The sequence below is a fragment of the Pseudomonas zeae genome (assembly GCF_014268485.2).
GTDB classification, from domain to species: Bacteria; Pseudomonadota; Gammaproteobacteria; order Pseudomonadales; family Pseudomonadaceae; genus Aquipseudomonas; species Aquipseudomonas neuropathica.
Genome location: NZ_CP077090.1, coordinates 4,977,104 through 5,002,737, shown reverse-complemented (window position 1 = coordinate 5,002,737; position 25,634 = coordinate 4,977,104). Strand labels below are relative to the sequence as shown.

At 59.3% G+C, this 25,634-nt stretch carries 26 protein-coding genes; 24 read left to right on the top strand and 2 right to left on the bottom strand.

Annotation, left to right across the window (positions count from 1 at the left end):
- The first annotated feature begins 82 nt into the window (after window positions 1–82).
- Genes HU754_RS22015 through HU754_RS22000 form a run of 4 tightly spaced genes read left to right on the top strand, consistent with a single transcriptional unit; the run spans window position 83 to window position 4,444 of the window.
- A complete protein-coding gene (locus HU754_RS22015) occupies window positions 83–553 on the top strand; it encodes a (2Fe-2S)-binding protein (protein WP_186620455.1) in 471 nt (156 codons plus the stop codon).
- Entirely contained in the window at window positions 550–2,871 is a 2,322-nt protein-coding gene (locus HU754_RS22010; protein ID WP_186620457.1) for a xanthine dehydrogenase family protein molybdopterin-binding subunit, read from the top strand. Before HU754_RS22015 ends, HU754_RS22010 begins: the two co-directional genes overlap by 4 nt.
- Window positions 2,871–3,851, top strand: a complete 981-nt coding sequence (locus HU754_RS22005; protein ID WP_095048619.1) for an XdhC family protein — start codon at window positions 2,871–2,873, stop codon at window positions 3,849–3,851. The genes HU754_RS22010 and HU754_RS22005 overlap by 1 nt, the downstream gene beginning before the upstream one ends.
- On the top strand, window positions 3,848–4,444 hold the full coding sequence (locus tag HU754_RS22000) for a nucleotidyltransferase family protein (RefSeq protein ID WP_116256271.1): 597 nt from the start codon (window positions 3,848–3,850) through the stop codon (window positions 4,442–4,444). The genes HU754_RS22005 and HU754_RS22000 overlap by 4 nt, the downstream gene beginning before the upstream one ends.
- 267 nt (window positions 4,445–4,711) lie before the next feature.
- Here HU754_RS22000 and rne read toward each other — a convergent pair whose 3' ends face one another.
- On the bottom strand, window positions 4,712–7,951 hold the full coding sequence (gene rne, locus HU754_RS21995) for a ribonuclease E (protein WP_186620459.1): 3,240 nt from the start codon (window positions 7,949–7,951) through the stop codon (window positions 4,712–4,714).
- 699 nt (window positions 7,952–8,650) lie between these two features.
- Between rne and rluC the strand changes: the two genes are divergently transcribed.
- The 3 genes from rluC to HU754_RS21980 are packed head-to-tail and all read left to right on the top strand — an operon-like array spanning window position 8,651 to window position 11,273.
- Complete coding sequence (gene rluC / locus HU754_RS21990) at window positions 8,651–9,610, top strand: 23S rRNA pseudouridine(955/2504/2580) synthase RluC (protein ID WP_034155359.1); 960 nt, start codon at window positions 8,651–8,653, stop codon at window positions 9,608–9,610.
- Window positions 9,597–10,259 (top strand): HAD-IA family hydrolase, encoded by a 663-nt coding sequence (locus tag HU754_RS21985; RefSeq protein WP_099756910.1) that lies wholly within the window; start codon window positions 9,597–9,599, stop codon window positions 10,257–10,259. Before rluC ends, HU754_RS21985 begins: the two co-directional genes overlap by 14 nt.
- A gap of 24 nt (window positions 10,260–10,283) precedes the next feature.
- Entirely contained in the window at window positions 10,284–11,273 is a 990-nt protein-coding gene (locus HU754_RS21980; protein WP_099756909.1) for a S49 family peptidase, read from the top strand.
- 48 nt (window positions 11,274–11,321) lie between these two features.
- Here HU754_RS21980 and HU754_RS21975 read toward each other — a convergent pair whose 3' ends face one another.
- On the bottom strand, window positions 11,322–11,900 hold the full coding sequence (locus HU754_RS21975; RefSeq protein ID WP_186620461.1) for a Maf family protein: 579 nt from the start codon (window positions 11,898–11,900) through the stop codon (window positions 11,322–11,324).
- 105 nt (window positions 11,901–12,005) lie between these two features.
- On the opposite strand from HU754_RS21975, the gene HU754_RS21970 reads away from it, so the two are divergent.
- From HU754_RS21970 to HU754_RS21890, 17 genes are all read left to right on the top strand, one after another.
- On the top strand, window positions 12,006–12,533 hold the full coding sequence (locus HU754_RS21970; protein WP_038364482.1) for a YceD family protein: 528 nt from the start codon (window positions 12,006–12,008) through the stop codon (window positions 12,531–12,533).
- Between the two features lie 13 nt (window positions 12,534–12,546).
- Entirely contained in the window at window positions 12,547–12,729 is a 183-nt protein-coding gene (gene rpmF / locus HU754_RS21965; RefSeq protein ID WP_003179396.1) for a 50S ribosomal protein L32, read from the top strand.
- Window positions 12,730–12,733: 4 nt separating this feature from the next.
- Entirely contained in the window at window positions 12,734–13,744 is a 1,011-nt protein-coding gene (plsX, locus tag HU754_RS21960; protein WP_095125201.1) for a phosphate acyltransferase PlsX, read from the top strand.
- A 122-nt stretch (window positions 13,745–13,866) separates the two neighbouring features.
- Entirely contained in the window at window positions 13,867–14,805 is a 939-nt protein-coding gene (gene fabD, locus HU754_RS21955) for an ACP S-malonyltransferase (RefSeq protein ID WP_034155355.1), read from the top strand.
- A 16-nt stretch (window positions 14,806–14,821) separates the two neighbouring features.
- Window positions 14,822–15,565, top strand: a complete 744-nt coding sequence (fabG, locus tag HU754_RS21950; protein WP_034155354.1) for a 3-oxoacyl-ACP reductase FabG — start codon at window positions 14,822–14,824, stop codon at window positions 15,563–15,565.
- Between the two features lie 196 nt (window positions 15,566–15,761).
- On the top strand, window positions 15,762–15,998 hold the full coding sequence (gene acpP, locus HU754_RS21945; protein ID WP_003175607.1) for an acyl carrier protein: 237 nt from the start codon (window positions 15,762–15,764) through the stop codon (window positions 15,996–15,998).
- A gap of 108 nt (window positions 15,999–16,106) precedes the next feature.
- Entirely contained in the window at window positions 16,107–17,351 is a 1,245-nt protein-coding gene (gene fabF / locus HU754_RS21940; RefSeq protein ID WP_093435430.1) for a beta-ketoacyl-ACP synthase II, read from the top strand.
- Window positions 17,351–18,166 (top strand): aminodeoxychorismate lyase, encoded by an 816-nt coding sequence (gene pabC, locus HU754_RS21935; RefSeq protein WP_186620463.1) that lies wholly within the window; start codon window positions 17,351–17,353, stop codon window positions 18,164–18,166. The genes fabF and pabC overlap by 1 nt, the downstream gene beginning before the upstream one ends.
- Before the next feature lie 3 nt (window positions 18,167–18,169).
- Window positions 18,170–19,342, top strand: a complete 1,173-nt coding sequence (gene mltG / locus HU754_RS21930) for an endolytic transglycosylase MltG (protein ID WP_186620464.1) — start codon at window positions 18,170–18,172, stop codon at window positions 19,340–19,342.
- 19 nt (window positions 19,343–19,361) lie between these two features.
- Complete coding sequence (tmk, locus tag HU754_RS21925) at window positions 19,362–19,994, top strand: dTMP kinase (protein WP_095048609.1); 633 nt, start codon at window positions 19,362–19,364, stop codon at window positions 19,992–19,994.
- On the top strand, window positions 19,987–20,970 hold the full coding sequence (locus tag HU754_RS21920; RefSeq protein WP_095048608.1) for a DNA polymerase III subunit delta': 984 nt from the start codon (window positions 19,987–19,989) through the stop codon (window positions 20,968–20,970). The genes tmk and HU754_RS21920 overlap by 8 nt, the downstream gene beginning before the upstream one ends.
- Before the next feature lie 42 nt (window positions 20,971–21,012).
- Complete coding sequence (locus tag HU754_RS21915) at window positions 21,013–21,369, top strand: PilZ domain-containing protein (RefSeq protein WP_093435417.1); 357 nt, start codon at window positions 21,013–21,015, stop codon at window positions 21,367–21,369.
- 14 nt (window positions 21,370–21,383) lie between these two features.
- Window positions 21,384–22,175 carry a TatD family hydrolase gene (locus HU754_RS21910; RefSeq protein WP_077574069.1) on the top strand — a complete coding sequence of 264 codons (792 nt, stop codon included), beginning with the start codon at window positions 21,384–21,386 and terminating at the stop codon, window positions 22,173–22,175.
- A gap of 351 nt (window positions 22,176–22,526) precedes the next feature.
- Window positions 22,527–23,165, top strand: coding sequence for a TetR/AcrR family transcriptional regulator (locus HU754_RS21905; RefSeq protein WP_007908276.1), 639 nt, complete (start codon window positions 22,527–22,529; stop codon window positions 23,163–23,165).
- 137 nt (window positions 23,166–23,302) lie between these two features.
- Complete coding sequence (locus tag HU754_RS21900; RefSeq protein WP_186620467.1) at window positions 23,303–24,271, top strand: GTP 3',8-cyclase MoaA; 969 nt, start codon at window positions 23,303–23,305, stop codon at window positions 24,269–24,271.
- 170 nt (window positions 24,272–24,441) lie between these two features.
- The gene (locus HU754_RS21895; protein ID WP_186620469.1) at window positions 24,442–25,047 is read left to right on the top strand and encodes a DUF4823 domain-containing protein; all 606 of its coding nucleotides are present in this window, start codon (window positions 24,442–24,444) and stop codon (window positions 25,045–25,047) included.
- Window positions 25,048–25,062: 15 nt separating this feature from the next.
- The gene (locus HU754_RS21890; RefSeq protein WP_186620474.1) at window positions 25,063–25,623 is read left to right on the top strand and encodes a DUF1285 domain-containing protein; all 561 of its coding nucleotides are present in this window, start codon (window positions 25,063–25,065) and stop codon (window positions 25,621–25,623) included.
- The last annotated feature ends 11 nt before the right edge of the window (window positions 25,624–25,634 follow it).

Below are 25,634 nucleotides of genomic sequence, written 5' to 3'. Positions count from 1 at the left end.
AGTCGATCTGCGTGAACCACCGCCGATTCAACGGCGGCAGATTGCTCGACCCCATAACCACTACAAATATGCGGGCGTGCCCATGATTACCCTGAAACTCAACGGTCAAGACCATCCTCTCGATGTCACCGAAGACATGCCGCTGTTGTGGGCGATTCGTGATGTCGCCGGTTATAACGGCACCAAGTTCGGCTGCGGCATGGGGTTGTGCGGCGCCTGCACCATTCATATCGACGGCTTGCCGGCGCGCAGTTGCATCACGCCGATCGGTTCGGTGGTCGGCCAGAACGTCACCACCATCGACAACCTGCACGCCGACCCTGTGGGGCAGGTGGTACAGCAAGTCTGGCTCGACACCGCTGTAGCGCAATGCGGATTCTGTCAGGGCGGGCAGATCATGTCGGCTACCGCGTTGCTCAAGACCAACCCGAACCCGAGCGACGAGCAGATCGAAGAAGCCATGGTCGGTAACATTTGCCGCTGCGGCACCTACAACCGGATCAAGACCGCGATCCGCCAGGCTTCCACTCACTTGAAGGAGGCCAAGGCATGAGTCGCCTTCCGAATGATTTCGCCCTGAGCAATCTCAGCCGTCGCGGTTTCCTCAAAGGCGTCGGCGCCACCGGCGCGCTGGTGTTGGCCGCCAGTTGGGGTTGGCAGGATGCGTTGGCTGAAGACAAACCGAAGCAATTCGGCGCCGATGGCATGCCCAATGGCTGGATCGACGATCCGAAGGTCTACGTCAGCATTGCCGCTGACGGCACGGTCACTGTGGTGTGTAACCGTTCCGAGATGGGCCAGGGCGTGCGCACCAGTCTGACCATGGTTGTTGCTGATGAACTGGAAGCCGATTGGGCGCGCGTCAAAGTGCAGCAGGCGCCGGGTGATGAAGTGCGCTTCGGCAACCAGGACACCGACGGTTCGCGCAGCATGCGCCATTGGTATGAACCAATGCGGCGTTGCGGTGCGGCGGCGCGAACCATGCTTGAACAGGCCGCCGCTGCGCAGTGGAAAGTGCCGGTCGGTGAATGCCACGCGCAACTGCACAAAGTCATTCACAAACCGTCTGGCCGTGAGCTGGGCTATGGCGAACTGGCCGCCGCAGCCAGTGCGTTGCCGGTACCGACGCGTGACAGCCTGCGCCTCAAGCAGCCGTCGGAGTTTCGCTACATCGGCAAGGAAGGTACGAAAGCCATCGATGGCGCAGACATCGTCAACGGTCGTGCGGTGTACGGCGCCGATGTGCATTTCGACGGCATGTTGTACGCAACTATCGCCCGTCCGGCGGTGTACGGCGGCAAGGTCAAATCGCTGGATGACAGCGCTGCGCTGAAAGTCCCCGGTGTGCTCAAAGTGCTGCAGATCGAAAGCCGTCCGCTGCCTTCCGAGTTTCAGCCACTGGGTGGTGTGGCCGTGGTCGCCAGCAATACCTGGGCCGCGATCAAGGGCCGTGAAGCGTTGAAAATCGAATGGGATGACGGCCCGAACGCCAGTTATGACTCGATCGCCTATCGCAAAGAGCTTGAAGCCGCCTCGCTGAAACCCGGCAAAGTGGTGCGCAACACCGGCGATATAGACAAGGCCCTGAGTGGTGCTGCGAGTACGCTTGAAGCATCCTACTACCTGCCGCATCTGGCCCAGGCACCGATGGAGCCAATGGTTGCCATCGCTCGCTACAAGGACGGCGTTTGCGAAGCGTGGGCACCGAGTCAGGCGCCGCAAGTCACTCGTGAGCGCATTGCCGAGCGTCTTGGACTGCCGTTCGACAATGTCACGTTCAATGTCACCTTGCTTGGCGGTGGTTTTGGTCGCAAGTCGAAACCGGATTTCGTCGTCGAAGCGGCGATTCTCGCCAAAGAGTTCCCCGGCAAAGCCGTACGGGTGCAGTGGACGCGTGAAGATGACATCCACAACTCGTATTTCCACACCGTGTCCGCCGAGTATCTGAAGGCTGGCGTGGGCAAGGACGGCATGCCATCCGGCTGGTTGCATCGCACCGTGGCGCCGAGCATCACCGCGCTGTTCGCGCCGGGGATGAACCATGAAGCGGCTTTCGAACTGGGCATGGGTTTCACCAACATGGCCTACGCGATTCCCAACGTACGCCTGGAAAACCCCGAGGCGACCGTGCACACACGGGTTGGCTGGTATCGCTCGGTGTCGAACATTCCTCATGGTTTTGCCATCCAGAGTTTCGTCGATGAGCTGGCGCACAAGGCTGGCGAGGATCCGCTCAAGTACCAGGTCAAACTGCTCGGTCCGGATCGGCAGATCGATCCACGCACCTTGAGCGAAGAGTGGAACTATGGCGAGTCTCCCGAGCGTTATCCGATCGACACCGGACGCATGCGCACGGTGCTGGAAACTGCCGCGAAGGCTGCCGGTTGGGGACGCAAACTGCCCAAGGGCCGTGGTCTGGGTCTGGCGGTACATTACAGCTTCGTCACGTATGTGGCGGCGGTGATCGAAGTCGAGGTCAAGGACGACGGTACGCTGATCGTGCATAAGGCTGACATCGCTGTGGACTGCGGGCCGCAGATCAATCCTGAGCGCATCCGCTCGCAATTCGAAGGCGCTTGCGTGATGGGCTTGGGTAACGCGGTACTGGGTGAAATCAGTTTCAAGGACGGCAAGGTCCAGCAGGACAACTTCCACATGTACGAAGTGGCGCGCATGTCGCTGGCGCCGAAGGAAGTTGCCGTGCATCTGGTGACGCCGCCGGGCGACGTGCCGTTGGGCGGTGTCGGCGAACCGGGCGTGCCGCCGATTGCTCCGGCCTTGTGTAACGCGATCTTTGCCGCTACTGGCAAGCGCATCCGTAATCTGCCGGTGCGTTACCAGTTGCAGGGCTGGCAGAAGGCAGAGGCGTAATGGACAGCGTCGACCTCAATGTCCTGCGCAGCGTCCTCGAATGGCGCCGCGCCGGACAGCGGGTGGTGCTGTTCAGCGTGGTGCAGACCTGGGGCACGGCGCCCCGGGCGCCCGGTGCCATGCTCGCCTTGCGTGAGGATGGCGTGGTGATCGGTTCGGTGTCGGGCGGGTGCGTCGAGGATGATTTGATCGCCCGCCTGCACGACGGCCGCATCGCCACCGATGGGCCGCCGGTACAGTTGATTACCTATGGCGTTACACGCGAGGAGGCGGCGCGCTTTGGCTTGCCTTGTGGCGGCACGTTGCGCCTGACTGAAGAACGGATCGGCGATCCTGCGTGGGTTGCCGAGTTGCTCGCGCGGTGCGAAGCACACGAGATCGTTGCCCGTGAGTTGAACATTGAAACCGGTGAAGTGCTTCTGTCGCCGGCCAGCAAGTCCGACTCGCTGGAGTTCGACGGCAAAACCCTGCGCGCAATCTACGGCCCGCGTTGGCGTCTATTGTTGATCGGTGCCGGGCAGTTGTCGCGCTACGTGGCGGATATGGCGCGCCTGCTGGATTTCGAAGTACTGATCTGCGATCCGCGCAGCGAATTCGTCTACGGCTGGGAAGAGCATCACGGGCGTTTCGTCTCGGGCATGCCGGATGAGGCGGTGTTGAGTATCCAGACCGACGAACGTACGGCGATTGTCGCGTTGACCCATGATCCGCGGCTGGACGACATGGCGCTGCTCACGGCGCTGGATTCTCCGGCCTTCTATGTCGGCGCTCTCGGCTCTCGGGTTAACAGCCGGAAGCGTCGGGAGAATCTGGCTCAGCTAGGCTTGTCGGTGCAGGCGATCGATCGGCTGCACGGGCCGATCGGTTTGCACATCGGCAGTCATTCGCCAGCGGAAATTGCTTTGTCCCTGTTGGCGGAAATCGTCGCGATCAAGAACGGCGTCGAGTTGAAGCAGAAGAAAACTTTGGAGGACGCATGAGTCGATCCATTGCAGTGATTGTGCTGGCGGCGGGTGAGGGCAGTCGTTTTCGCCAGGTGGCAGGTGCTGATAAGGACAAGTTGCTGGCGGACTGCACTGGACGTGATGGTGCGGTGCGTTCGGTGATTGAGCAGGTGCTGTTGAATCTGCCGGTCAGTCTCGACAAGCGTGTGCTGGTGACGACTGAAGCGCGGCCGCAAGCGATGCGCATGGCGCAGGCCTATGGCTGTGACGTGGTCTCGATTGAATCGACCGGGATGGGTGACAGCATTGCCGCTGGCGTCGCGGCATGCCCTGAGGCAGATGGCTGGTTGATTGTGCTGGGTGATATGCCGTTTATCTTGCCGTCGAGTATTGAGCGGGTGGTCGCGGCCATTGCCGATGATGCAGTGAGCGTGCCGGTGCAGGAAGGGGAGTTTGGTCATCCTGTGGGGTTTGGGCGGTCGTTTAGTGCGGGGTTGCAGGCGTTGAGTGGCGATCGAGGGGCCAGACCATTGTTCAAACAGGGCAGGGTGGTTGAGGTGACGGTGGATGATCCTGGGGTGTTGTGGGATATCGATGTGCCGGAGGCTTTGGTTTTTACTTCGTCTTGAGAGCTGCGTAAATTCCTGAGAGCCCCTCACCCTAACGCTCTCCCAGAGGGAGAGGGGACTGACCGAGGTGTTCTTTCGAGGTACACCGACCTGAAACTTCGAGTCGAACTCCGGCCTTGAAACACACGGAGATCGGCTCCCTTTCCCCCTCGCCCCCTGGGGAGAGGGCTGGGGTGAGGGGGTTGATCTAGAGTCCAGCACAAAAAATCGAGGCATAAAAAAACCCCGCCTGAATAATCGGGCGGGGCTTTTTATTGGCTTTGGAAATTACACGAGTGGTTTAGGCTCGTGTTCTTTTTCCTCGGCCTCTTGGTGCTGCTCGACCGCGTCCTGAACGGAGCGTGGTGCTTCTGCAATCACCGACTCAACCACAGCTTCTTCAGTCACCGGGGCAGGAGCTGCCTCGACCACTTCAGCAACCACGGCTGGCTCGGCAGCGACTGGCGCAGCAGCGGCAGCCAATTCGGCTTCCTTCTGCAGACGCTCTTCTTCACGCTTGCGACGACGCACTTCACGTGGGTCGTTTGGCGCGCGGCCGCTTGGCGTCAGAGCGCTGACCGGTGCTGGAGCTTCAACCACCGGGGCTGGCGCTTCGGTCACCACGGGTGCTTCGACAACCGCTGCTTCAACGACAGGTGCTGGTTCGGCAGCCTTACGTTCTTCAAACACTGGGGTTTCAAACACTGGCGCTTCAACAACCGGTGCTTCCACCACTGGCGCTGGGGTTTCAGCAACAGTCGGTTCGGCAACCCAGTTGAAGGCAGTCTGCTCTTCGCGAACTTCACGCACGGTTTCGGTTACGGTTTCTGCGACGGTTTCAACCACCGGCTCCGCAGCCACAACTGGCGCTGGCTCTACCTGAGGCAGGGTCTCTTGAACTGGAGCCACTTCGACTTCCGGAGCAGCAACCACTTCTACTGGAGTAGTCGCTTCAACAACCGGCGCTTCCACTGGAGCGGTTTCCTGAACAGCCGCGGTGGCGCGTTCAGCTTGCTCGTGGGCTTGAGCTTCAGCCGGTGCACTGATCACGGTGCTGGCAACAGCGGCGGTCACAGCCAGGCCAGCAGCCAGATCGGCGGTGCTTGGCGCTTCAGCGTTTTCGCCGGCTTCGGATTCTTCCGAACCTTCGATCACGTTGCCGTTGGCATCACGCTGACGCTCACGACGGTTGCTGCGACGACGCTGACCGCGCGAACGACGACGTGGGCGATCGCCTTCGGCGTTCTCCGAACCGTCTTCCGGCAGTTGCTCTTCGTTGGTGTTCACTTCTTCTTCAGCGACGGCAGCAGCGGCCTGTTCGGCACGCGGTTGACGCTCTTCACGTGGCGGACGCGGTGCGCGTTCTTCACGTGGCTGACGGGTCGGGCGTTCTTCAGCGGTAACGGCAACGTCAGCTACAGCGGCTGGAACGGCGTCCAGTGGCTCGCGCAGTTCACGCACACGCTCTTCACGCTCGCCGCGTGGCTTGCGGTCTTCGCGCGGCGCACGTGGTGCACGTTCTTCACGCGGAGCGCGTGGTGCACGTTCTTCGCGGGCAACTGGCGCTTCGGTACGAGCTTCACGTGGTTCGCGGACTTCACGGGCTTCACGTGGCGCGCGCTCTTCGCGCGGCTCGCGTGGCGCACGTTCTTCACGTGGAGCACGTTCTTCGCGTGGCTTGCGTTCTTCATCGCGGCGACCATTACGGTTGCGGCTCTGCTGACGACCGTTGCGACGCTCTTCGTTACGGGCCGGACGTTCGGCGGCTGGTTTTTCAACCACAACCGGAGCGGCTGGCTCTTCTTTGGTGGCGAACAGGCTGACCAGCGATTTCACCAGGCCTTTGAACAGGCTTGGCTCCGGTGTAGCGACTGGAGCTGGTGCAGCAGCGGCCGGGGCGGCGACTTCGGTCGGAACCGGAGCGTTGGCACGGGCCGGAGCAGTCTTGACCGCGGCTTCCTGGCGAACCAGGGTGCGGGTCGCAGCGGCTGGCTGAACTTCTTCGACTTCAGCAGCGGCAGCAGCGATTTCGTAGCTGGACTGGTTGGTCGCGGCTTCCGGGCTGTCGTCACGCAGACGCTGAACTTCGAAATGCGGGGTTTCGAGGTGGTCGTTCGGCAGAATGATGATGCGGGCACGGGTGCGCAGTTCGATCTTGGTGATCGAGTTGCGTTTTTCGTTGAGCAGGAACGCAGCGACCGGGATCGGCACCTGGGCGCGCACTTCGGCGGTGCGGTCTTTCAGGGCTTCTTCTTCGATCAGGCGCAGGATCGCCAGCGACAGCGATTCAACGTCACGGATGATGCCGGTGCCGTTGCAACGCGGGCAAACGATGCCGCTGCTTTCGCCCAGCGATGGACGCAGGCGCTGACGGGACATTTCCAGCAGGCCGAAGCGCGAGATGCGGCCGATCTGCACGCGAGCGCGGTCGGCTTCCAGGCATTCGCGGACTTTTTCTTCCACGGCGCGCTGGTTCTTGGCAGGGGTCATGTCAATGAAGTCGATGACGATCAGGCCGCCGATGTCGCGCAGGCGCAACTGACGGGCGATTTCTTCGGCAGCTTCAAGGTTGGTCTGCAGAGCGGTTTCTTCGATGTCGCTGCCTTTGGTGGCGCGCGCCGAGTTGATGTCGATCGACACCAGGGCTTCGGTCGGATCGATCACGATGGAACCACCGGAAGGCAGTTCAACGACGCGCTGGAAAGCGGTCTCGATCTGGCTTTCGATCTGGAAACGGTTGAACAGCGGTACGCTGTCTTCGTACAGCTTGATCTTGCTGGCGTACTGCGGCATCACCTGGCGGATGAAGGTCAGGGCTTCGTCCTGGGCTTCAACGCTGTCGATCAGCACTTCGCCGATGTCCTGGCGCAGGTAATCGCGGATGGCGCGGATGATCACGTTGCTTTCCTGGTAGATCAGGAATGGCGCGGAGCGGTCCAGCGAGGCTTCTTTGATGGCGGTCCACAGTTGCAGCAGGTAGTCGAGGTCCCACTGCATTTCTTCGCTGCTGCGGCCAAGGCCGGCAGTGCGCACGATCAGACCCATGTCGGCTGGTGCGACCAGACCGTTCAGCGCTTCACGCAGTTCGTTGCGCTCTTCGCCTTCGATGCGACGAGAGATACCGCCGGCACGCGGGTTGTTCGGCATCAGCACGAGGTAACGACCGGCCAGGCTGATGAAGGTGGTCAGGGCTGCGCCCTTGTTGCCACGTTCTTCTTTTTCGACCTGAACGATGACTTCCTGGCCTTCGCTCAGGACGTCCTTGATGTTGACGCGGCCTTCAGGGGCTTTCTTGAAGTATTCGCGGGAGATTTCTTTGAGTGGCAGGAAGCCGTGGCGCTCGGAGCCGAAATCGACAAAGGCAGCCTCAAGGCTTGGTTCGATGCGAGTGATGCGGCCTTTATAGATGTTGGCCTTCTTCTGCTCGCGTGCACCGGATTCGATGTCCAGGTCGTAGAGGCGTTGGCCATCTACCAGTGCAACACGCAACTCTTCGGGTTGAGTTGCGTTAATCAGCATTCTTTTCATGTAGTACCGTCGGTTTCCGGGCTGCCGGAAACGGCGTTCGGCACACACGACTTCTCACGGTCGGTGTCAGGTGCGTCGGGAGTGGTTGGCCATTCCCGTGTCCAGCGATATGCGGCCAATTGGGCCGATATAGCGACGTACGCGTCCTGCTTGCTGTGGCTACTTAAGCACTCAGTCAGGAGGAGGAATCAACCAGCGGCTGTGGACGAGATGAAGCGTCTTGATAAAGCCTATTGCTACACAGTCCAGCGGTTGTGCATCTCCACCCTACACGTATCCCTGATAATTCGGGTGCTGCCGCGCGCAGAATCCGCAGCGGGTTGGCATTTACCGTGAGCTCCGAAAGGGGAGGTCACGCATCATGGCTAATTCAGGCGTTGTTTCCGAAGCATTCGCTCGGGGTCATCTGCAGCTGACTGCACTTTGTGAACTGGCCTTGAATGTGTGCCTGTCAGGCGAGTAAAAACTCTGCTCGACGGTGTAATTCAGGCCTCATGTCACCTGCGCTTGTTACAACTGCAAACTCCACCGTTACGTAGCGAAAGCCCCGTAGGACGGCCTCGCGTCCTGGTGAATTGCGTTGGTCAGGGCCGGTTTTTGACCGTGGTTCCTCTGTCCAGGCCGCTTTTGGCGGCGTTCGCGACTATAGCAGCAATGATTAAGTGCTTCAATTCCATAAAAATTGTTATCATCCGCGGCATGACAACTACTGCCCCTTCGACTCCAGGCGTTCAATTGCTTGAAGTCTCGCCGGAGTATGCCGGCCAACGAATCGACAATTTTCTCCTCGCCCGGCTCAAAGGCGTGCCCAAGACCTTGATTTACCGCATTTTGCGTAAAGGCGAAGTGCGCGTGAACAAAGGTCGGATCAAGCCCGAATACAAGCTGCAGGCCGGTGATATCGTGCGCGTGCCGCCGGTTCGCGTGCCTGAACGTGATGAGCCGGTGCCACTAGCCCAAGGCTTGTTGCAGCGCCTGGAAGCCTCGATTGTCTTCGAAGACAAAGCCCTGATCGTGATCAATAAGCCCGCCGGCATTGCGGTTCACGGTGGCAGTGGCTTGAATTTCGGTGTGATCGAAGCCTTTCGTCAGTTGCGTCCCGATGCCAAGGAGCTGGAGCTGGTACACCGTCTCGACCGTGACACCTCCGGCCTGCTGATGATCGCCAAAAAACGCAGCATGCTCCGTCACTTGCACGAGCAATTGCGCGGCGATGGCGTCGACAAGCGCTACATGGCGCTGGTGCGCGGCAACTGGGCGACCTCGATCAAGAAAGTCAGCGCGCCATTGCTCAAGAGCAATCTGCGTTCCGGCGAGCGCATGGTCGAAGTCAATGACGAGGGCAAAGAAGCCCTGACCATGTTCAAAGTGCTGCGCCGCTTCGGTGACTTCGCCACCATGGTCGAGGCTAAACCGGTGACCGGTCGCACCCACCAGATTCGCGTGCACACCTTGCATGCCGGTCATTGCATTGCTGGCGACAGCAAGTATGGCGATGAGGATTTCACCAAGGAAATCCGTGATCTGGGCGGCAAACGTCTGTTCCTGCACGCCTACATGCTGACCGTGCCGCTGCCCGATGGCGGCAAGCTGACCTTGCAGGCGCCGGTCGATGAAATGTGGGCCAAGACCGTGGAGCGATTGAGTGCGCCCATCTGATTACAAGCTGCTGATTTTCGATTGGGACGGCACCCTGGCCGATTCCATTCACCGGATTGTCGAAGCCATGCATTCGGCGTCCGGGCGCTCCGGTTTCGAGTTGCGCGACGACTTTGCTGTCAAAGGCATCATCGGTCTGGGCTTGCCCGAAGCGATTCGCACGCTGTATCCCGAGATCAGTGACGCCGAAATGACCGCGTTTCGCGAGTATTACGCCGATCACTACATCGCCGCAGAAGCTGTGCCTTCGCCGTTGTTCGAGGGCGTAGTCGAGTCGATGGCGTCCTTTCGCGAGCAGGGTTATCACCTCGCGGTGGCGACCGGCAAGAATCGTCGCGGACTGGATCGGGTGCTCAAGGCCAATGGCTGGGAAGATTATTTCGATATCACCCGCGCCGCCGATGAAACTGCGAGCAAGCCGCACCCTCTGATGCTGGAGCAGATCCTTGCTCATTGTGGTGTACGCCCGGAGCAGGCGCTGATGGTCGGCGATTCATCCTTCGATCTGCTGATGGCGCGTAATGCGGGGATGGATTCGGTCGCGGTCAGTTATGGCGCGCAATCGATCGAATCGCTGCAACAATTCGAGCCACGTCTGTCGATCGACCGTTTTTCCGAATTACATGCCTGGCTGGGGAAGCAGGCCTAATACGTTTTTGCTGGGGTGGATGGCATGACCGACGAATGGAAAGCACCGGCCAAGGCAAGTGCCGACGACGGTGACGAAAAAAGCTGGAAGCTGTTGGAAAAGACTCTGCTGGCTGGTGTTCAGGAACAGCGTCGTTCGCGGCGTTGGGGGATTTTCTTCAAGCTGCTGACGTTTGTTTATCTGTTTGTGGCGCTGATCCTGTTCACGCCGCTGATGGACATGGAAAAGAGCGCCACGCGCGGGCCGAACTACACCGCGTTGATCGACGTCACCGGCATGATCGCCGACAAAGAGCCGGCCAGTGCCGACAACATTGTTGGCAGCCTGCGGGCGGCGTTCGAGGACAAGAAGGTCAAAGGCGTGATCCTGCGCATCAACAGTCCTGGCGGCAGTCCGGTGCAATCGGGTTATGTGTATGACGAGATCAAGCGTCTGCGCGGTCTGCATCCGGAGATCAAGCTTTACGCGGTGATTTCCGATCTGGGCGCCTCCGGTGCTTATTACATTGCCAGTGCGGCGGATCAGATCTATGCCGACAAGGCGAGTCTGGTTGGCTCGATTGGTGTGACGGCGGCCGGTTACGGCTTTGTCGGCACCATGGAGAAGCTGGGTGTCGAGCGTCGCACGTACACCTCGGGCGAGCACAAGTCGTTCCTTGACCCGTTCCAGCCGCAGAAGTCTGATGAAACGGCCTTCTGGCAAACGGTGTTGGACACCACGCACAAGCAGTTCATCAACAGCGTCAAGCAGGGGCGTGGCGATCGTCTGAAAGACAAAGAGCATCCGGAGCTGTTCTCCGGGCTGGTCTGGTCGGGTGAGCAAGCGCTGCCGCTGGGCTTGATCGATGGTCTGGGCAATGCCAGTTCGGTGGCGCGTGATGTGATTGGCGAGAAGGAGCTGGTCGACTTCACCGTTCAGGAGTCGCCGTTCGATCGCTTCTCGAAGAAGCTCGGCGCCAGTGTGGCTGAGCAGTTGGCGATGTGGATGGGTTTCCACGGGCCTTCATTGCGTTAAGAAGTTGCAACTGAAAAAAACCGGCCTTGATGGCCGGTTTTTTGTGGGTCAGGGAATTTGCACGCCTTCAGCCAATAGCATGTCGATCAGGCGAATCAGCGGCAGGCCGATCAGGCTGGTGGCGTCAGGGCCTTCGGTGGATTGAAACAGGCTCACGCCCAGTCCTTCAGCCTTGAAGCTGCCCGCGCAATCGTAGGGCTGCTCCAGTCGCAGGTAGCGCTCAATGCGCGGCTGATCGAGTTGGCGCATGTGCACGGTGAACGGCACGCAGTCGACCTGGCATTGGCCGGTCTGGCTGTTAAGCAGAGCCAGGCCGGTGAGGAACGTTACGCTGGCGCCACTGGCAGCCATCAGTTGCTCGCGCGCCTTCTCAAAGGTGTGCGGCTTGCCGATGATCTGCTCGCCGAGCACGGCAACCTGATCCGAGCCGATAATCAGATGGGCGGGATAGCTGTCAGCCAATGCCCGGGCTTTTTGTTCGGCGAGGCGCTTGACCAGTTCGATCGCCGATTCGCCTGGGCGGTGACTTTCATCGATATCCGGCGAGCTGCAGACGAACGGTAGGTGCAGGCGGGCGAGCAATTCCCGACGATAGGTCGAGCTTGAAGCGAGTAATAAAGGCAGCATTCGCGTCTCCTGAGGCAGGTACGAATTCTAACGGAGGCACGCAAGTGACGGACAGGGCACAATTTCCTTTGACATGGGTGGGTGCATCCCTATAATGCTGCGCCTATGTTGAATGACCCGATTCCACCTCACGTTGACCCGCGCAAATTGGCTGACCGTGGCACCACCCTTCAAGGTGAACTGCTGCTGGCCGATTTGAAGAGACTCTGCGACCCGCTTTCCGACGATGTCGGTACGGTGCAGGCGAAATTCGTTTTTGAACGAGATGAACGTAAATCTGTGGTGATCCACAGCTTTATCGACACCGAGGTCAAAATGGTTTGCCAGCGTTGTCTTGAGCTGGTCACCCTGCCGATCCACAGCGAATGCAGTTACGCTGTAGTGAAGGAGGGTGCGAATACCCAGTCGTTACCGAAAGGTTATGACGTGCTGGAACTGGGCGAAGATCCATTGGATCTGCAGTCACTGGTCGAGGAAGAGCTTTTGCTTGCCTTGCCTATTGTGCCTGCTCATCATCCGGAAGAATGCCAGCAGCCGGCGGGAGCAGATGAGCCCGAACCGAGCGAGGACGAGGTAACGCGGTCCAACCCGTTCAGTGTATTGGCGCAGTTAAAGCGTGACCCAAACGTTTAGGAGTTAATCAATTATGGCTGTTCAGCAGAACAAAAAATCCCGCTCTGCCCGTGACATGCGCCGTTCGCACGACGCTCTCGAGGCTAGCACCCTGTCTGTAGAAAAAACCACTGGTGAAGTTCACCTGCGTCACCACGTATCGCCAGAAGGCGTATATCGTGGCCGTAAAGTGATCGACAAGGGCGCTGACGAGTAATCACTTGTCCGCTCAAGTCATCGCGATTGACGCAATGGGCGGGGACTTCGGTCCCCGCAGCATTGTTCAGGCCAGCCTTGCTTGCCTGTCTGCTACGCCCTCGCTGCACCTGACCCTCGTCGGTCAACCCTCCCTTCTTGAAGAATTGATCCACGGCCAATCGGCTGCCGATCGCGCGCGCCTGACGATTGTTGCGGCCAGCGAAGTCATCACCATGGACGAAAAACCGACCCAGGCGTTGCGTGGCAAGCCGGACTCGTCGATGCGTGTCGCCCTTGAGCTGGTGCGTGACGGCAAGGCTCAGGCCTGTGTCAGCGCTGGCAATACCGGTGCGTTGATGGCGCTGTCACGATTCGTGCTGAAGACGCTGCCCGGTATTGATCGGCCGGCAATGGTGGCGGCTATCCCGACGCAGAAGGGGTATTGCCAGTTGCTTGATCTGGGCGCCAACGTCGATTGCAGTGCCGAACATCTGCTGCAGTTTGCGGTGATGGGGTCTGTTGCGGCGCAAACGCTGGGCATCCATCGCCCGCGCGTCGCGCTGCTGAACATCGGCACCGAAGACATAAAGGGTAATCAGCAGGTCAAGCTGGCTGCGACGCTGTTGCAGGCTGCCCGTGGCATCAATTACATCGGCTTTATCGAAGGCGACGGTTTGTATCGCGGCGAGGCGGATGTTGTGGTGTGCGATGGTTTCGTCGGCAACATCCTGCTCAAGTCCAGCGAAGGTCTGGCGACGATGATTGCTGCGCGTATCGAGGCGCTGTTCAAAAAGAATCTGGCCTCTCGTGTCGTGGGGGCGTTGGCGTTGCCGCTGATGAAGCGTTTGCAGGCGGATCTGGCGCCGGCGCGACATAACGGCGCAAGCTTTCTCGGCTTGCAGGGTATCGTGGTGAAAAGCCACGGTTCGGCCGGTGTTCAGGGCTTTCAGAGTGCTATTTCCCGTGCGCTGATCGAGATTCAGGAAAATCTCCCCGAGCGTCTCCATGGCCGTCTGGAGGATTTGTTGTCTTAGGCGTTTTCGTCGGACAATGCTTAAATGTGACCGCCCGGTTCAAAGGGCCATCCAACTGTCAGTTTCTTGCGTCCCCAGTGGGGCGCCATTTTCCGACGACAAGATCATTAGGGGCTTGTTACATGTCTGCTTCCCTCGCATTCGTCTTTCCAGGACAAGGTTCGCAGTCCCTCGGCATGCTGGCCGAGTTGGGCGCGGAATATCCGTTGATCCTCGAAACTTTCAAAGAAGCCTCTGAGGCTCTGGGCTATGACCTGTGGGCGCTGACCCAGCAGGGCCCGGAAGAGCTGCTCAATCAAACCGATAAAACCCAACCGGCCATTCTGACCGCTTCGATCGCCCTATGGCGTCTGTGGCTGGCTGAAGGTGGTGCGCGTCCGGCTTTTGTTGCCGGTCACAGTCTGGGTGAATACAGTGCGCTGGTTGCTGCCGGCAGCCTGACACTGGCTGATGCGGTGAAGCTCGTCGAGCGTCGCGGTCAGTTGATGCAGGAAGCTGTTCCGGCCGGGCAGGGCGGCATGGCTGCCATCCTCGGTCTGGAAGATGCCGATGTGCTGGCTGCCTGCGCCGAAGCGGCGCAAGGTGAAGTGGTCAGCGCGGTCAACTTCAACTCGCCGGGCCAAGTGGTCATTGCCGGAGCCAAGGCTGCCGTCGAGCGCGCCATCGAAGGCTGCAAGGCGCGTGGCGCCAAGCGTGCCATGCCGCTGCCGGTGAGCGTGCCGTCGCACTGCGAGCTGATGCGTCCGGCCGCCGAGCGCTTTGCCGAATCCATCGCCGCCATCGACTGGCAGGCGCCGCAGATCCCGGTGGTACAGAACGTCAGCGCGCAAGTGCCGGCTGATCTGGAAACCCTCAAGCGTGATCTGCTCGAACAACTGTACAAGCCCGTGCGCTGGGTCGAGTCGGTACAGACTCTCGCTGCCAAAGGCGCGACCAATCTGGTCGAATGCGGCCCGGGCAAAGTCCTGGCCGGCCTGAACAAGCGTTGCGCCGAAGGCGTGGCGACTTCCAACCTCAATACCCCAGACGCTTTCGCTGCCGCTCGCGCAGCGCAAGCCTGAATCAGGAGAAACTTGCATGAGTCTGCAAGGTAAAGTTGCACTGGTCACCGGTGCAAGCCGCGGCATCGGCCAGGCTATCGCGCTGGAACTGGGTCGTCAGGGCGCCATCGTCATTGGCACCGCGACTTCCGCTTCGGGCGCCGAGCGTATCGCTGCGACCCTGAAGGAAAACGGTATTCAGGGCGCAGGCTTCGAACTCAATGTCACCAGCGATGAATCGGTCAGTGCAGTGCTGGCGGGTATTCAGGAACAGTTCGGTGCGCCGGTGGCAATCCTGGTCAATAATGCCGGCATCACCCGCGATAACCTGATGATGCGCATGAAAGACGACGAGTGGTACGACGTGATCGATACCAACCTGAACAGTCTGTATCGCCTGTCCAAGGGCGTTCTGCGCGGCATGACCAAGGCGCGTTGGGGTCGAATTATCAGTATTGGCTCGGTGGTGGGTGCCATGGGCAACGCTGGCCAAGTAAACTATGCAGCCGCCAAGGCCGGTCTGGAAGGTTTCAGCCGTGCGATGGCGCGTGAAGTCGGTTCGCGTTCGATTACGGTCAACTCGGTAACCCCAGGGTTTATCGACACCGATATGACGCGCGAACTGCCTGAAGCACAGCGTGAAGCCTTGCAGACGCAGATTCCGCTGGGTCGTCTGGGGCAAGCTCAAGAGATCGCGTCTGTGGTCGCTTTTCTTGCATCCGACGGTGCGGCATACGTCACTGGGGCTACAATCCCGGTGAACGGTGGGATGTACATGTAAGTAAAATGTGACGGATTGCTTCAAAAAAATGTCATACGAGCTGTCTAAAATCCGTTATAAAGCTGCAATCTATTTATAGGCAGAGGGCTGCAGGGTTTGAGGAGTGAAGCTTTCAGTTGAAAAACTGAAAAGTCTTTCTATACACTTACCCACTGGCCAGCTGCCTGAATTTGTCCATTAGGAGTGAAAACAAGGTATGAGCACCATCGAAGAGCGCGTCAAGAAAATCGTTGCCGAGCAACTGGGTGTTAAAGAAGAAGAAGTGGTCAACACCGCTTCCTTCGTAGAAGACCTGGGTGCCGACTCCCTTGACACCGTTGAGCTGGTGATGGCTCTGGAAGAGGAATTCGAGACCGAAATCCCTGACGAAGAAGCTGAAAAGATCACTACTGTACAAGCTGCAATCGACTACGTTACTAGCCACCAGGCGTAATAGTTTGTAATCGTTGTTTGCTGTCATGGAAAAACCGCACTGCCATCATGGCGTGCGGTTTTTTCTTTAGGCCTGATGCAAAATCGTCATTTGAAAAAGGAGAGTGCTGTGTCGCGTAGACGCGTCGTAGTCACCGGTATGGGTATGTTGTCGCCACTGGGCACGGATGTGCCGAGCAGTTGGCAGGGCATTCTGGCTGGCCGCAGTGGCATTGGTCTGATCGAACACACCGACCTTTCTGCCTATTCCACCCGCTTTGGCGGCTCGGTAAAGGGCTTCAATGTCGAGGAATACCTGTCGGTCAAGGAAGCGCGCAAGCTCGACCTGTTCATTCAGTACGGTCTCGCTGCCGGCTTTCAGGCTGTACGCAACGCTGGTCTGGAAGTCACCGACGCCAACCGTGAACGCATTGGCGTGGCCATGGGTTCGGGAATCGGCGGTCTGACCAACATCGAAGAAACCAGCCGTACCCTGCATGAGACGGGCCCGCGTCGAATCTCGCCATTCTTCGTACCTGGCTCGATCATCAATATGATTTCCGGTTTCCTGTCCATCCACCTGGGGGCACAGGGACCTAACTACGCCATCGCCACTGCATGTACCACCGGTACGCACTGCATCGGCATGGCGGCGCGCAACATCATGTACGACGAAGCCGACGTGATGATTGCCGGCGGTGCCGAAATGGCCGCATGCGGTCTGGGCATGGGTGGCTTCGGCGCGTCCCGTGCGCTGTCGACCCGCAATGACGAACCGACCCGCGCCAGCCGTCCATGGGACAAGGGCCGTGATGGTTTCGTCCTGTCCGACGGTGCCGGTGCACTGGTTCTCGAAGAGCTGGAACACGCCAAGGCGCGCGGCGCGACCATCTATGCCGAACTCATCGGCTTTGGCACCAGTGGCGACGCGTTCCATATGACCTCGCCACCTGCCGACGGTGCCGGTGCAGCACGCTGCATCACTAACGCGCTGCGCGATGCGAAGATCAATGCCGATCAAGTGCAATACATCAACGCTCACGGTACTTCGACTTCGGCCGGCGACCTCGCCGAAGCCAATGCGATCAAGACCGTGTTCGGTGATCACGCCTACAAACTGGCAGTGAGCTCGACCAAATCGATGACCGGTCACCTGTTAGGTGCGGCGGGCGCGGTTGAAGCGATCTTCAGCGTTCTTGCGATCAACAGCCAAGTGGCACCGCCGACCATCAACCTCGATGAGCCGGATGAAGGCTGCGATCTCGATTTCGTGCCGCACACTGCGCGCAACATGGACATCGATGTCGTGCTGTCCAACTCCTTCGGTTTTGGCGGCACCAACGGCACCTTGGCGTTCCGTCGGTTCGCAGGCTGATGGACAGCTGGGTCGACGGTCAACCGGCTGACGCTCTGTCGCTGAAAGATCGCGGCCTGGCTTACGGCGACGGTCTGTTCGAGACCATCGCCGTGCGTGATGGACAGCCGATCCTGCTGGATCGGCACCTGACGCGTCTGGCCGATGGTTGTTCGCGTCTGGCCATCGCCGCCGATATCGAACGGGTTCGCCACGAGCTGCTGAGTTATGCGGCAGCGATGGGCGAGGGTGTACTCAAGCTGATCCTTACCCGTGGCGACGGTCTGCGCGGTTACGCACCTGATCCGGCGGCGCCTGGCCGACGTATTCTGCAAGGCAATCCTCCGGCAGCTTATCCCGCTGTGCATGCTGAACAAGGCATTCGTCTGTTTCCGTGTAACACGCGACTCTCCATACAGCCTTTACTGGCTGGACTCAAACACCTCAATCGACTGGAACAAGTCATCGCCCGTGCCGAATGGCAGGACAGCGAGCACGCCGAAGGCTTGATGCTAGATCAGGCCGGTCGAGTGATCGAGGGGGTGTTCAGTAATGTGTTTCTGGTGCGCGACGGTGTATTGATCACGCCGGATTTGAAACGCTGCGGCGTTGCCGGTGTGATGCGCGCCGAAATATTGTTTCAGGCCGAGTCACTGGCCATTCCCACGCAGATCGCCGACATCAGCCTCGAACAGCTGCAATGGACCGATGAAGTGTTTGTCTGCAACAGCGTGTATGGCGTCTGGCCGGTACGCGCCTACGCTGCACTGAGCTGGCCGGTTGGCCCGCTCACCCGTAAACTGCAAACCATTGCCCGCGCCCTACTGGATGCCTGATTTGTGAGACGTAAACTTTTGCTGCTGCTGGAAACCGGACTGGTTTTGGCAGGGCTGTTGATGGGCGCCAGCGCCTGGAAGATTCACTCCGCGCTGGAACAGCCTCTGAACATCACGCAGGAAGAACTGCTGGATGTGCCGAAAGGCTCCACTCCGACCCGTACGTTCCTTTCCCTCGAAACCGATGGCGTCATCAAGGACGCATTCTGGTTGCGAGTCTATTGGCGCTTCAATCTCGCCGGTACACCGATCCATAGCGGCGAATACCGTATGCAGCCGGGCATGACCGTCAACGGTCTGATCGACTTGTGGAAGCGCGGTGAAGTGGTCCAGTACAGCCTGACGCTGGTCGAGGGCTGGAATTTTCATCAAGTGCGCGCGGCGTTGGCCAAAGACGACAAGGTCGAGCAGACCCTCAACGGTTTGAGCGACAGCGACGTCATGGCGAAGATTGGTCATAAAGGGTTGTTCCCGGAGGGCCGTTTCTTCCCGGACACTTACCGCTTTGTGCGCGGCATGTCCGATGCCGAACTGCTAAAGAAAGCCTTTGATCGCCTCGATGAAGTGCTGGCGAAAGAGTGGGAAAGTCGTTCTGCCGATGTGCCGTACAGCGAACCCTATCAAGCGCTGATCATGGCGTCGCTGGTCGAGAAAGAGACCGGCGTGCCACAGGAGCGTGGGCAGATTGCCGGTGTCTTCGTGCGTCGCATGGCCCTGGGCATGCAGCTGCAGACCGACCCGACCGTCATCTATGGTCTGGGCGATCGCTACACCGGCAAGCTGACTCGGGCGCATTTGAAAGAGCCGACGCCTTACAACACCTACGTAATTCCCGGCCTGCCACCGACACCGATTGCGATGGTCGGGCGTGAAGCGATTCACGCGGCACTGAATCCTGTGGACGGCACCAGCCTGTACTTCGTTGCACGTGGCGATGGCAGCCATGTGTTCTCTGACGATCTGGATGCGCACAATAACGCGGTGCGTGAGTACCAGCTCAAGCGCCGTGCCGATTACCGTTCCAGCCCGGCGCCGGCGATAACCCCTGAAGCCGCTCCGGCTGCCGAGGAGGCGATTCCTGCCGCCTCTCCGGATACCGCCCCGGAAGCGTTGCCGCAAGTTACGCCTCAGGAGCCTGCGCCGGCTCCAGAAGCCGCCCCACAAAACACGCAATGACTTTGATTAAGGACTGCCTGTGACTGGCTTGTTTATTACCCTGGAAGGCCCGGAAGGCGCCGGCAAAAGCACTAACCGCGAATACCTTGCCGAGCGCCTGCGCGCCGCCGGTATCGAAGTGGTGCTGACCCGCGAGCCGGGTGGCACGCCATTGGCCGAGCGGATTCGCGACGTGCTGCTGGCGCCGGCCGACGAGGTCATGAACCCGGACGCCGAGTTGTTGCTGGTATTCGCCGCGCGCGCTCAGCACCTGGCTGAAGTGATTCGACCGGCGCTGGCCCGGGGTGCGGTAGTGCTGTGTGATCGTTTCACCGACTCGACTTACGCCTATCAGGGCGGCGGTCGCGGTTTGTCGCTGGAGCGCATCGCCACACTGGAAACTTTCGTGCAGGGCGACCTGCGTCCGGATCTGACGCTGATTTTCGATCTGCCGGTAGAAATCGGCCTGGCCCGCGCCAGTGCCCGTGGCCGTCTGGATCGTTTCGAACTGGAAGGCCGGGCGTTTTTCGAGGCTGTACGCAATGCGTTTCTGAAGCGCGCCGAAGCCGATCCCGCGCGCTATGTGCGCATCGATGCCGGTCAGCCACTGGCCAAGGTTCAACAATCGCTGGATACCCTGATTCCGAATTTGCTGGAGCTGGCCCGTGGCTGAGGCCTATCCATGGCAGGACAGCCTCTGGCAGCAACTGGCCGGGCGTAAACAGCACGCCCACGCCTATCTGCTGCATGGCCCGGCCGGCATCGGCAAACGTGCGCTGGCCGAACGCTTGATGGCCAGCCTGTTGTGCCAGCGGCCGACGCCGGAAGCCTGCGGCGAGTGCAAATCCTGCCTGCTGCTCAAGGCCGGCAGTCACCCCGATAATTACATTCTCGAACCGGAAGAAGCCGATAAGGCGATCAAGGTCGATCAGGTCCGCGATCTGGTCAGCTTCGTGGTGCAGACCGCGCAACTGGGCGGGCGCAAAGTGGTGCTGATCGAGCCGGTCGAGTCGATGAACATCAATGCCGCCAACGCCTTGCTCAAGAGCCTTGAAGAGCCTTCCGGCGATACCGTTTTGCTGTTGGTCAGCCACCAGACCAGTCGCTTGCTGCCAACGATCAAGAGCCGTTGCGTGCAGCAGGCCTGTCCGCTGCCGGGCGAGGCGATGAGCCTGCAATGGCTGGCTCAGGCGCTGCCGGACTGCTCCGAAGACGAACGTGTCGAACTGCTGACGCTGGCCGCCGGCTCACCGTTGATGGCGGTCAGTCTGCAATCCCAGGGCGTGCGTGAACAACGCGCGCAAGTGGTCGAGGGCGTGAAGAAGTTGCTCAAGCAGCAGCAATCGCCGACGCAACTGGCTGAGGAGTGGAAAAGCATTCCGATGCTGCGTCTGTTTGACTGGTTCTGCGATTGGTCGAGCCTGATCCTGCGTTATCAATTGACTCAGGATGAAGCAGGGCTCGGTCTGACCGACATGCGCAAAGTCGTGCAATACCTGGCGCAGAAAAGTGCGCAAGGCAAAGTCCTCGAGATTCAGGACTGGATTCTCGCCCAGCGGCAGAAAGTCATGAGCAAAGCCAACCTCAATCCGGCCTTGCTGCTGGAAGCGTTGTTGGTGCAATGGGCGGGATTGCCTGGTCAAAGATAAGAATGTGTACCTAGACTCTGAACATCAGCAGTGGAGGTCAACATGAATGAATCCGTCAGCCCCGGGCCGCGCAACGGCATTTTGTCCCTGAACATCAAGGACAAGTCGGTGCTCTACGCCGCTTATATGCCGTTTATCAAGAACGGTGGCTTGTTCATCCCGACCAACAAGAGTTACCGGTTGGGCGATGAGGTGTTCATGCTGCTCAACCTGATGGACGAGGCCGAGAAGATCCCGGTGGCCGGCAAGGTCGCGTGGATCACCCCCAAAGGGGCGCAAGGCAATCGCGCTGCCGGTGTTGGCGTACAGTTCAACGATGGCGACAACACGGCGCGCAGTCGCATCGAAACCCATCTGGCCGGAGCGCTTAAATCCGACCGTCCCACTCATACGATGTAAGTAGCCGTCTTTTTATGCTTGTAGATTCCCATTGTCACCTTGATCGCCTCGACCTCGCCGCCCATGACGGCTCGCTGGATGCTGCACTGGATGCGGCCCGTGAGCGCGGAGTAGGGCACTTCTTGTGCATCGGCGTGAGTGCCGATAACGCCGCCGACGTCAAAGCCCTGGCTGAGCGTTATGACGATGTCGATTGTTCGGTCGGCGTGCATCCGCTCGATGTACAACCCGGTGCGGCGCCAGCGCTGGACTGGCTGCTGCACGAGCTCAATCACCCGAAAGTCGTGGCGATCGGTGAAACCGGCCTCGACTATCACTACGAACCGGAAGCCGCTGAACTGCAGCAGGAGTCATTTCGTCTGCACCTGCAAGCGGCGCAGCAGACCGGCAAACCGGTGATCATCCACACCCGTGGCGCGCGTGCCGATACCCTTGAATTGCTGCGCGAAGCGGCGTTGCCTCAGGCCGGTGTGCTGCATTGCTTCACCGAAGACTGGGACATGGCCAAGGCTGCACTGGACATGGGTTATTACATTTCCCTGTCGGGTATTGTCACGTTCCGCAATGCTGATGCTTTGCGCGACGTCGCTAGCAAGGTCCCGGCGGATCGCTTGCTGGTGGAAACCGATTCACCGTATCTGGCACCGATCCCTTATCGCGGCAAGCCGAACCTGCCGCAGTACGTGCGCGAAGTGGCGGAGTTTCTGGCGATGTTGCGTGGTGAAAACTACGAGCGTTTTGCCGAGCAGACAACCGAGAACTTCAAGCGTCTGTTCCCGCTGGCCAGTGTTAAATCTGCCCTGTAGGCCTTAGCCAAATCGCAGGCAAAAAAAACCCGGGTTCTGGGGGGTGAATCCGGGTTAAGACCATTAGGAGTAAAACAAAGGCACGCGGTCCCTTGGTACCTTTACCGGCACGACACTTGGGGGAGATGTCGCCCGACAGTTCAAGTATTGATCAGTCTGGCGTGCAGTCCAGTTAGCCGGTCGGGGTTTTTAAACAAATTTGGAATACGTTCGCTTCAGTTGAGTTCTCATTGCGCCCAAAACGTTCTCAAAATGAACATGAAACACAGATATGGTCGGATGATCCGTGCATTTTTGCGCAAGTTAGGCATAATACGCGGCTTCGAATTTTGACCCTTCAGACCTTTTCTTATGCACAAAGAACCTCGTAAGGTCCGTGAGTTTCGTCGCCGCGAGCAAGAAATTCTCGATACCGCGCTCAAGCTGTTCCTCGACCAAGGTGAAGACAGCGTCACCGTCGAGATGATTGCTGATGCCGTGGGTATCGGCAAAGGCACGATCTACAAGCACTTCAAATCCAAGGCCGAGATCTATCTGCGCCTCATGCTCGATTACGAGCGTGATTTGAACGAGCTGCTGCATTCGGCCGATGTCGACAAGGACAAGGAAGCGCTGTCCCGCGCCTACTTCGAATTCCGCATGCGCGACCCGCAGCGTTATCGCCTGTTCGACCGTCTCGAAGAGAAGGTCGTCAAAGGCAATCAGGTGCCGGAAATGGTCGAGGAGTTGCACAAGATCCGTGCCTCGAACTTCGAACGCCTGACCCTGTTGATCAAGGGCCGCATCAGCGAAGGCAAGCTCGAAGACGTGCCGCCATACTTCCACTACTGCGCGTCCTGGGCGCTGGTGCACGGCGCTGTTGCGCTGTATCACTCGCCGTTCTGGAGCAATGTGCTGGAAGATCAGGAAGGTTTCTTCCAATTCCTGATGGATATTGGCGTGCGCATGGGCAACAAACGCAAGCGTGACCCGGAAACGCCAAGCAGCTGAGCCATTCAGCCGCCTTATTGCGCCATGATTTCGCTACATGACGCAGTAACGCAGGAATATACTCAGGCATAGGGCTTGCTAAAACTTGATTTGTGAGTCAAGTTTTAGCGGCTCGATTTTCTATCGCCGGAGTGATCATGATCGTTGACCGTCAAGGCAGGCGTTTTCGCAATTTGCGGATCAGTCTGACTTCAGCCTGCAATTACGCGTGTACCTACTGCGTGCCGAACGGCAAGCGGTTGGTGGCTGCGCAGGATGAACTGTCGGCCGAAGCCATGGCGCGTGGCGTGGCGTATCTGATCGAGGCCGCCGGCATCGAGCGGCTGCGAATTACCGGTGGCGAGCCGCTGGTCAGCCCCAAACTCGAAACGTTCATGACCGCTGTCGGCAAGATGGGCCTTGAAGACATCAGCCTGACCACCAACGGTCAACTCCTCGCAAAAAAACTGCCACTGCTGGTGGATGCCGGTCTGCGCCGGATCAACGTGTCCCTCGATACCCTCGACGCCGGTGCTTTCCGCAGCATCGCCCGTGGCGGCGATCTGGCCACCGTGCTTGACGGCATGGATCAAGCGGCAGCGGCGGGGATGAAGATCAAGGTCAACATGGTGCCGTTGCGTGGGCAGAACCTCGACCAGGTGATGCCGCTGCTGGATTACTGCCTCGAACGCGGATATGAGCTGCGTTTTATCGAGCTGATGCGCATGGGCCATCTGGCCAAGGACTCCAATGCCTTCCTGCAACAGTTCGTCAGCCTGCAGCAATTACTGCAGCTGATTGGCGAACGTTACGAGTACGCGCAAACCGACGCGCCAGTTGACGCTACGGCGGTGCGCTATGCGATTCCAGGCCTGGGCAACTTTGGCGTGATCGCCAACGAAAGCGTGCCGTTCTGCCGGACCTGCTCGCGCTTGCGCCTGTCGTCGACCGGTTGGCTGCATGGCTGCCTGTCGTCGAGCAACCGCCACTATGTCGGCGATTTGCTCGACAAGCCGCGTCATCAGGCCTTGCCAGCGCTCCAGCGTTTGCTGGTCAAAGCGTTGGGCGACAAGCAGGAGGTGGCGTTCTCAGGTGGCGCGACAGTGATGAAAATTATCGGCGGCTGATCAACCGCTTTCGCGAGCAGGCTCGCTCCCACCTTGGAATGTATTCCCCCTGTGGGAGCGAGCCTGCTCGCGAATACGATTTAACCATCAACAAATTTCTTGAGCTGGCGCAAAAGCTGCATCCTACGGCCATTCGCCGGTTTTCCGTCACCGGCCTCTGGAGGAATAGGATGCGTAGCCTGGTTTTGCTGCTGGCCGTTTTGGCGCTTGGCGGCTGTATGACTGTCAGCGATATGGCCGAAGGCACTCGCTACCAGATGAGCGACGCGGGCTTGCTGGATCATAGCGACAGCCGTCGCGTGAACAACTTCCGCATTCAGCCGGACTCGTTCATCTACATTGCCCAAGGCGCGTTCGCACCGCCGGGCGGTTCCTACCCGCGCCCGAACGTGGTGGCCGAAGAAGCCTTCAAAGGCTTCGTCGAGTACTTCCCGATGGTCCGCCGTGCTCGCGCGCCGGAAGGCCTGGACCAGGCGATGGGCGAAGCTCGCGATGTTGGTGCGCACTATCTGCTGTACACGCGTTTCGCCAAGGCTGACGATCGCATCGGCAACTCCGATGAGTGGCTCGATGAAGAAGCGGTTGATCGCCTCGGCATCGACGGCGGTGTGATTCAGATCATGTTGATCGAGACCAGCACCCAGTATTTGATTGATACTGCACGGATCAAGAGTCGTGGCGGTTTACTGACGTTCCACGACAGCAAGCCCGAAGACCTGATCGGCCCGCCACTGGCCCAGTACGCGCGCAGCCTGTTGGGAGTCGGCGACCAATAATTCAAGGAGAACGCCATGAGTGGCCCGCAAAAAGCCAATGACCTGTTGGGACAGATCCCGAAAACCAAAGGCTTGCCGCCGGTGCACTTGTGGAATCCGGACTTCTGCGGCGACATCGACATGCGCATCGCCCGCGACGGCACCTGGTATTACCTGGGCACGCCGATCGGGCGCAAGCCGATGGTCAAATTGTTCTCCACGATCATGCGCCGCGACGGCGATGATTATTTCCTGATTACCCCGGTCGAGAAGGTCGGGATCAAGGTCGACGATGCGCCGTTTGTGGCTATTGCGGTTGAGGTTGAAGGCGAGGGGGAGGCGCAGCTGTTGCGCTTTACCACCAACGTTGAGGAAACCGCCGAGGCCGGGCCGGCGCATCCGATCCGGGTTGAGATTGATCCCACGACCCAAGAACCAGCGCCTTACGTGCATGTGCGCACCAACCTTGAAGCGCTGATCCACCGCAATGTGTTCTATCAACTGGTGGAACTGGCGGTCAGTCGCGAAATCGACGGCCAGCGCTGGCTCGGTGTGTGGAGTGGCGGCGAGTTCTTCCGCATCGGCCTGGAACCCTGAGCAATACAAAT

What these genes read in the sequence shown, in the direction of transcription:
- HU754_RS21980 (WP_099756909.1), top strand. Translation starts at nt 10,284, where the DNA reads ATGACCGACGAATGGAAAGCACCGGCCAAGGCAAGTGCCGACGACGGT.
- HU754_RS22010 (WP_186620457.1), top strand. Translation starts at nt 550, where the DNA reads ATGAGTCGCCTTCCGAATGATTTCGCCCTGAGCAATCTCAGCCGTCGC.
- HU754_RS22015 (WP_186620455.1), top strand. Translation starts at nt 83, where the DNA reads ATGATTACCCTGAAACTCAACGGTCAAGACCATCCTCTCGATGTCACC.
- HU754_RS21905 (WP_007908276.1), top strand. Translation starts at nt 22,527, where the DNA reads ATGCACAAAGAACCTCGTAAGGTCCGTGAGTTTCGTCGCCGCGAGCAA.
- HU754_RS21890 (WP_186620474.1), top strand. Translation starts at nt 25,063, where the DNA reads ATGAGTGGCCCGCAAAAAGCCAATGACCTGTTGGGACAGATCCCGAAA.
- HU754_RS21910 (WP_077574069.1), top strand. Translation starts at nt 21,384, where the DNA reads ATGCTTGTAGATTCCCATTGTCACCTTGATCGCCTCGACCTCGCCGCC.
- HU754_RS21975 (WP_186620461.1), bottom strand. Translation starts at nt 11,900, where the DNA reads ATGCTGCCTTTATTACTCGCTTCAAGCTCGACCTATCGTCGGGAATTG.
- acpP (WP_003175607.1), top strand. Translation starts at nt 15,762, where the DNA reads ATGAGCACCATCGAAGAGCGCGTCAAGAAAATCGTTGCCGAGCAACTG.
- rpmF (WP_003179396.1), top strand. Translation starts at nt 12,547, where the DNA reads ATGGCTGTTCAGCAGAACAAAAAATCCCGCTCTGCCCGTGACATGCGC.
- HU754_RS21900 (WP_186620467.1), top strand. Translation starts at nt 23,303, where the DNA reads ATGATCGTTGACCGTCAAGGCAGGCGTTTTCGCAATTTGCGGATCAGT.
- rluC (WP_034155359.1), top strand. Translation starts at nt 8,651, where the DNA reads ATGACAACTACTGCCCCTTCGACTCCAGGCGTTCAATTGCTTGAAGTC.
- rne (WP_186620459.1), bottom strand. Translation starts at nt 7,951, where the DNA reads ATGAAAAGAATGCTGATTAACGCAACTCAACCCGAAGAGTTGCGTGTT.
- fabG (WP_034155354.1), top strand. Translation starts at nt 14,822, where the DNA reads ATGAGTCTGCAAGGTAAAGTTGCACTGGTCACCGGTGCAAGCCGCGGC.
- fabD (WP_034155355.1), top strand. Translation starts at nt 13,867, where the DNA reads ATGTCTGCTTCCCTCGCATTCGTCTTTCCAGGACAAGGTTCGCAGTCC.
- HU754_RS21915 (WP_093435417.1), top strand. Translation starts at nt 21,013, where the DNA reads ATGAATGAATCCGTCAGCCCCGGGCCGCGCAACGGCATTTTGTCCCTG.
- HU754_RS21895 (WP_186620469.1), top strand. Translation starts at nt 24,442, where the DNA reads ATGCGTAGCCTGGTTTTGCTGCTGGCCGTTTTGGCGCTTGGCGGCTGT.
- HU754_RS22000 (WP_116256271.1), top strand. Translation starts at nt 3,848, where the DNA reads ATGAGTCGATCCATTGCAGTGATTGTGCTGGCGGCGGGTGAGGGCAGT.
- pabC (WP_186620463.1), top strand. Translation starts at nt 17,351, where the DNA reads ATGGACAGCTGGGTCGACGGTCAACCGGCTGACGCTCTGTCGCTGAAA.
- HU754_RS22005 (WP_095048619.1), top strand. Translation starts at nt 2,871, where the DNA reads ATGGACAGCGTCGACCTCAATGTCCTGCGCAGCGTCCTCGAATGGCGC.
- HU754_RS21970 (WP_038364482.1), top strand. Translation starts at nt 12,006, where the DNA reads ATGTTGAATGACCCGATTCCACCTCACGTTGACCCGCGCAAATTGGCT.